This window comes from Variovorax sp. J22P240 (assembly GCF_030316855.1).
Classification (GTDB): domain Bacteria; phylum Pseudomonadota; class Gammaproteobacteria; order Burkholderiales; family Burkholderiaceae_C; genus Variovorax.
The window spans coordinates 169,183-175,388 of the sequence record NZ_JASZYR010000013.1; the positions used below are offsets into that span (position 1 = coordinate 169,183).

Sequence of the window (6,206 nt, forward strand, 5' to 3'; positions counted from 1 at the left end):
GCAGCGCGACGCGTGCGCTTGGGCCCCGGCGAGCTTGTGCTGGACGTACTCCCGCAGTCGTCAACGGCCAAGACATACACAATTTCAAGCGCCCCCGAATTTGGCCACCCCAGGTCAACGCCTTCTTCGCCGAGGCCGAAGCCGCCGAGATTTTGGTTGTCTCGGGTTCGCGCGTATCCGATGCGGTCAACAAAAGAACAAGCGAGTCCACCGTCGACCGCTGGAGGAGATGCTGGACCGAATTGGCAAGCCGGTGCGGCTCGCAGTCGGCTGAACCCGCCAGCCCCCCCTATTGAGGACATTGCCTGGCTGGACGCCTTGACGGTGTGTGAGATCCGGGAGCAATCTCCAGATGGCTCCGTCAACAGGGCTGGCCAACTCGATTCGGGCACCAGCCAATACGCACCGCGGTGGAATGGGTTTCGAGATGGCCAATATCTTGCCTGCAGAGACCGAGATCTTCAGAGACAAGCAGAAGATCGTGCGTCGTGTTTCCCATGCCCGCGCTCCCTATCGGCCCAGCGGGTTCGTACCGGCAAGTCCCGTCACGCTGGCGGCATGGTATCTGGAGCGCTTCGGCGATCAGTTCGGGCTGAGCGCGAATTCGCTCGCCACGCTGGCATCGGCCGTCCGGGCCGGCAACGCTGCCGCCCAGACCGGTCTGGAATTGTCCGTAGTGAGGGCAGACACCCACACCACGGTCGTCTCGTACGCCCAGACCTACGCCGGGCTGCCGGTGTTCGAAGCGGGCCTGTCAGTCAAGATGCACAGCGACCTCTCGGCCGTGATCGGCGTGCACAGCACCTTGCATCTCGACATTCAGCTCGACCAGAAGCCGCTCGCAGCATCGACGGCAGAAGCCGGCAAGTTCAGCAGTGAGCGCTTGGCTCAGGCGCTCGGGCTTGCAAAGGAGGATGCCCAGCCTGAATTGGTCGGGACTGTCGGCTTGGCAATCTACCGCTACCTGCCAAAGCTGCGCTTCGAACCAAGTGCCCACGAGGAGGGCCAGCCCGAATCCTCGCCGACGCTGGAATTGCCGCGGCTTCCCGAAGGCATCGTGGCCGGGCGGCACTACGTCGTGCGCAACGTCGAGTTCTCGCTCGAGCTGCCGGACTGGGGCCATCTGCACTGGCGCGCGCTGCTCGAGTGGGACACCGACGCCGTTCTTTATCTGCGCGCGTTCGTCGAGAGCTGCACCGGGAGCGTCTTCCGCGACGACCCGGTCACGATCTCGGGCGATCTCGCTCAGACACCGTGTGCAGCCGCCGCCACGCTAGACCCGCTGGGCGAGGAGGTGGCGCTCGCCGGGCTTCAGCCGCCTGCGATGCTGGGCGATCCGCAAGCGCTTCGGGGCGAGTTCATCGAAATCGTCGACACCGACGCCCCGGCCATCGCTCCGCCGACGGCGGTCCTCCCGGCCTGCCAGTTCGACTTTTCTGCACCGACGGACGATTTCGCCGCCGTGAACGCCTATCACCACATGGACGCCCTGTACCGGATGGTGGCGGACATGGGCTTCGTCAACTATTTTCCCGGCACCGTGTTTCCGGTTCCCACCGACCACCAGGGCGAGGGCGGCGCCGTCAACGCCCACCACTACGGTACGGGCAATGGAACCACCAAGTTCACTTTCGGCCTGGCGCAAAACGGTTGTCCAGTCGGTATCGCTTGCGACCGCAGGGTCGTCATCCACGAGTTCGGGCATTCGGTGCTGCGCAACAACATCAACAGCGGCACTTTCACTTTCGTCCATGGCGTGGGCGACACCTTGGCGGTGATCCTCAGCGACCCCAGCTCCAAAGCGCCCGATCGCTTCGACACCTTCCCGTTCAACAGCATCGATCGCCGGCACGACCGCGACGTGGCCGCTGGCTGGGGCTGGGGGGGTGCCAACGACACCGGCGGCTATTCGAGCGAGCAGATTCTGTCGACAACGGGGTTCCGCGCCTACCGGTCGCTCGGGGGCGACAGCAACGACCTGACGGAGCGGCAATTCGCGGCCCGGTACATGACTTACCTGATACTGGCCGCCGTCCGCTCCGAGACGCCGGTCACCCAGCCGGCGAATGCGGAGGATTTCGCGGCCGACTTGATCGAGGCCGACCTGGCCACGACGACGTTCGCCGGCCAGCCCGGCGGTACCTTTCACAAGGTGGTCCGATGGGCGTTCGAGAAGCAGGATGCCTTTGGCGGCGAACCGCCCGAGGTCGACGTCTACATCGATGACGGGCGAGCGGGCGAATACCCGTGGCTCGACGATTTCACCCACACCCCCGGCATCTGGTCGCGCCTCGAGCCCGACGCGGGAACCACGCATCAGAACCCGCTGGTGGGGACTCCTGCCTACCTGTACGCAAGGGTGCACAACCGCGGCACCCTGCCGGCCGCGGCCGTGACCGTCAAGGCGTTCAGCGGACCGCAGGGCGGCGTTGCGGTCTGGCCGAATGACTTTGCACCTCTTGCGTCGCCCGAGTTGCCCATCCCCGGGGCCATCGCGCCGGGAAGCAGCGTCGTGGTCGGCCCGTTCGAGTGGACACCCGCAACTTCCTCAGGAGCGTCGATTCTCATGAGCACCTCCACACCCAAGGACACCAGCAACGCCGACACCGTCACCGGATCGCTGGCGACGCGCCGGCTGGTGCCGTTCGACAACAACCTGGGACAGCGCGACCTGACCGTCTCGCCCTATCCGGTTCAATACAGCGTGAAGTTCGTCTGCGGCTCGGCCGGATCGTCATGTTCGGGCGACTGCGGCCCGGTAGCGCCCGGCGCCTATTTCACCGCGATCAACATCCACAACCCGACCGACCGCAAGATCCGCTTCCGCAAGAACGTGGCGATCGCGCTGCCGGGCGAGCGGCCCGGCCACGTCACCGAATTCACGTTCAATACCCTCGGCCCTTACGAAGCACTGGAGATCGATTGCGCCGACATCTATCGCCGCGTGGGCTTGCCTGGAGGCTGCTTCCTCAAGGGCTTCGTGGTGATCGAGAGCGTCGTCGAACTCGACGTGGTCGCGGTTTACTCGGCAGCTGGCGCCGACAAGCATGTGGAAACGCTCGACATCGAGTACGTCAAGCCCCGCATCGCCCGGCACGATCCGCCGCCGCCGGGCAAGCCGCGGTTGCCGGATCTGGTGCCGTTGCCGGCGTTCGCGCCCCCGCCGGTCGACAGGCTCGGGCAACTGCCGCAGAACTTTTGCTTCAGCACTACGGGCGGCAACAAGGCGGACGCCCTGCGCATCGTGGTGCGCAATCAGGGTGAGGGCGATGCGCCAAAGTCCATCACCCGGGTCGTGTTCAAGAACAATCCGCCGCTCCAGATCGAGACCCCCCCGATCCCCGTCGGCGGCGAAGTGATGCTGGAGGCGATGATCCCGAACAAGTGCTTCGTCGGCGAATCGCCCTGCAGCTTCGTCATCACCGTGGATGCCACTTCGGTAATGGACGAGTCGAACGAGACCAACAATGAGGTGAGCGGCTCCTGTCCCGGCATCGCCTTGTGAGCTGAAGCCCTTCGCGCCCGCCGGCGGCTCGCCGGCCGCGCCATCGTGCGTTTCAATTATTGAAACGGTTCTATCGCAATAGCAATGCCTCCGCGGGCGGCCTGTTCGATGCTGCAGGCTCTGGTGATTCCAAGCTGGGGCGGCCGGACCGGGTTTGCCGACTTGCGTGTCGCCTACGACGCATTGCCCGAGTAGCTCAAGGAGGAAGCCGAGACCTTGAGCGCGGAGCACTACGCGCTGCACACCCTGATCCTGTTGGGCGACGAGGCCTACACGGACGATCAGACGAAGGCGATCCGACCGACCGTGTGGCAGCTTGTGCAGACGCCTCCGGGTCCGGCCGCCTGCCGAAGGCCGTATCTACCTGTCGGACCTGCTCGAACATGCGACGCAGCGCGAGTTCTTCTACAGACATGAATGGCAGGTTGGTGCCCCTGTGTTGTGGGACAGCGCAGCACGCTGCACCGCGGCCGACGCGATGACATCGCGGAGCGACGCGAACTTCGCCGCACCACAACGGAAGACATCGTCAGCGCGTTCGCGATCCGCAACGGCTCACACTTTCGCACTTTCGCCGACTGATCCCGCAGACCCAACTCGACCGGACGTGAGCGCGGAAATGCTGCGCATTTTCTTGGAGCAACCTCTGGACGGGTGACCGTGCGAGCATGGCGCTCCCAGCAAGTCCGAGTGTCCTCTTGCAAGCCCCTTGCCCGGCACGCCGATTCGCGGCACCCTAGGCGCATGGCGCCGCCCATCATCATTAGCGTTCCACATCAGCTCGGTCGCGCTGAGGCACGCCGTCGCATCGAAGCCGGTTTCGCGAAAATTCTCAACCTGTTGCCCGGCAACGGCGGGGTCCGCACTGAGCGCTGGGATGATGACCGGCTCACTTTCAGCGTCGCGGCGATGGGTCAGACTGTCTCTGGGGTCATCCACGTGCTCGACGCTGTGGTAACCATGGAAATTGAGTTGCCCGGTGTCCTCCGCGTGATCGCCAGCGGCCTTAAGGAACGGCTGCAGAATGTGGGACAACGGCTGCTCACAAAGAAATAGCGCGGGCTCTGCAGCGAACGAAGCGCCGCTCGCGCCTCACCAGTTTCCTCGGCCGGTTGATCGGCAAGTCCATCCGCATATAGGAGCCCTTCCCGGTGCGCCCGTTCGATCAGACTCGCGGCAACATCCATCGAAACAGGCTCCTCATTCACATCGAACTCGCCCGTTCTCCTCCGTGAGCGCGGCGATCATTGGCTTGGCTGCCGGCCGGCAGCATCTCGGCCAGGAGTCGAAGCGCCTGCCAGTAGGGGTCGTGGGCATTCTCCCGCTTCAGCGCGAATGCGGCGCGCACTGGTGTGTCCGCGGCGCTTGTCGTAAAGGCCCACCCCTCTCTAGCCCTTCTTGGGTTGCATTTGCTTTGTGAATTGCTGCATGTGCTCGTTGGCTCGCTCGGTCATGTGGGCGATCGCGGCCGACTGCGACTCCCGCGCCATCTCGGCAAGCTCTCTCATGTCGGCCACTACCGTCTCAAAGGCTCTTCGGGCAATCTCGGCTTGCCTCGTAGGATCGGCGCCAGCACTGGCGGCGGCGGCCGCTTGCAATGCCTGCATTGCCCGCGCGAACATTTCGGTTTGCTTTTGGACCATTGTCTGCATGCCTTGGTACGCCAGCCTGTTGGCCTCGACCAGCGCCTCGACGTTCTTCCGTTGCGCTTCGACCATCGACGCCATGTCCACACCTGGCATCCTGAATTGCTCGAGCATCGTCGCCATATTGCCAAATGGATTGATCACCCCCGGCATCTTGAACTGCTCGAACATCGTAGCGATACTGCCAAACGGATTGATCTCAGTCGCCATGATTTATCTCCTTTAGAGGGTTGGGATGGGGCGCAAAAGCTGCGCCGGCTGGTGCGGTGGAACCGGGTCTGTGCGGTCTTTGTCGTCGGTGCGTCCTGCGTGCAGATGCCGTTTGGTTGGACATGGGCTTCTTGCGCTTGGACCCGTCCAACGGGCTCCAGCCGTTGCTCGGGCGAGTGTAGAACGTAACACATCGACCGATGCGCATCGGCCCCTTTCGTCGGAGCACATCATGGGTGTGCTGCCCGGACCGCACATCGGGTCAGTCTAGATTCATGCCGATCAAGCAGACGTCCGTAGCAATTGGATTTCGTGGATCAGTCCGCTTCGCGAAGTCGCCATGCGGCAGGGGCAATGCCGACGCACTTCTTGAATGCGCGGCTGAAGGCCGCCGCCGACTCGTACCCGACTGCCTCGGCCACCGCGGCGACCTTCCTCGCGCCAGGCTCGGCGAGCGGGAGGGTCGCGAGTTGCATGCGCCAGCGGGTCAGGTACTGCATTCGAGGTTGCCCGACGAAATGCGCAAAGCGTTCGGCCAGCACCGAACGTGATGCGCCGGCCTGGGCCGCGAGATCCTTCAACGTCCAGCGCATGGCTGGTGCGCCGTGCAGTAGTGACAGGGTGCGCGCGACCAGCGGATCGTGCAGACCGGCTAGCCAACCGGTCTGCGTATCGTCCATTGTTTCCAGGTGATGCCGAATCACCTCGACGAACATCAGTTCGGCCAGGCGCAGCAGCACCGCCTGGCAGCCGGACGATGGCTCGCGCAACACGCACAGAGCGAAGTCAAATTCGACTGGGTTGCGGGCCGCAAATGGATCATTGCGGGCAACGCGTCGAGCACC

The 6,206-nt window shown here is 64.1% G+C and carries 4 protein-coding genes; 2 read left to right on the plus strand and 2 right to left on the minus strand.

The window, feature by feature from the left end:
* The first annotated feature begins 427 nt into the window (after positions 1-427).
* Positions 428-3,505, plus strand: a complete 3,078-nt coding sequence (locus QTI24_RS24775; protein WP_286604024.1) for a CARDB domain-containing protein — start codon at positions 428-430, stop codon at positions 3,503-3,505.
* A gap of 744 nt (positions 3,506-4,249) precedes the next feature.
* Entirely contained in the window at positions 4,250-4,561 is a 312-nt protein-coding gene (locus QTI24_RS24785; protein WP_286604026.1) for a polyhydroxyalkanoic acid system family protein, read from the plus strand.
* A gap of 332 nt (positions 4,562-4,893) precedes the next feature.
* Here QTI24_RS24785 and QTI24_RS24790 read toward each other — a convergent pair whose 3' ends face one another.
* Positions 4,894-5,361 carry a phasin family protein gene (locus QTI24_RS24790; protein ID WP_286604027.1) on the minus strand — a complete coding sequence of 156 codons (468 nt, stop codon included), beginning with the start codon at positions 5,359-5,361 and terminating at the stop codon, positions 4,894-4,896.
* A gap of 317 nt (positions 5,362-5,678) precedes the next feature.
* Positions 5,679-6,206: helix-turn-helix transcriptional regulator (locus QTI24_RS24795; protein ID WP_286604028.1), on the minus strand; the 528-nt coding region annotated here is incomplete at its 5' end.

Excerpts from the sequence above, each read along its gene's own strand:
- QTI24_RS24785 (WP_286604026.1), top strand. The coding sequence starts at position 4,250 with ATGGCGCCGCCCATCATCATTAGCGTTCCACATCAGCTCGGTCGCGCT.
- QTI24_RS24775 (WP_286604024.1), top strand. The coding sequence starts at position 428 with ATGGCCAATATCTTGCCTGCAGAGACCGAGATCTTCAGAGACAAGCAG.
- QTI24_RS24790 (WP_286604027.1), bottom strand. The coding sequence starts at position 5,361 with ATGGCGACTGAGATCAATCCGTTTGGCAGTATCGCTACGATGTTCGAG.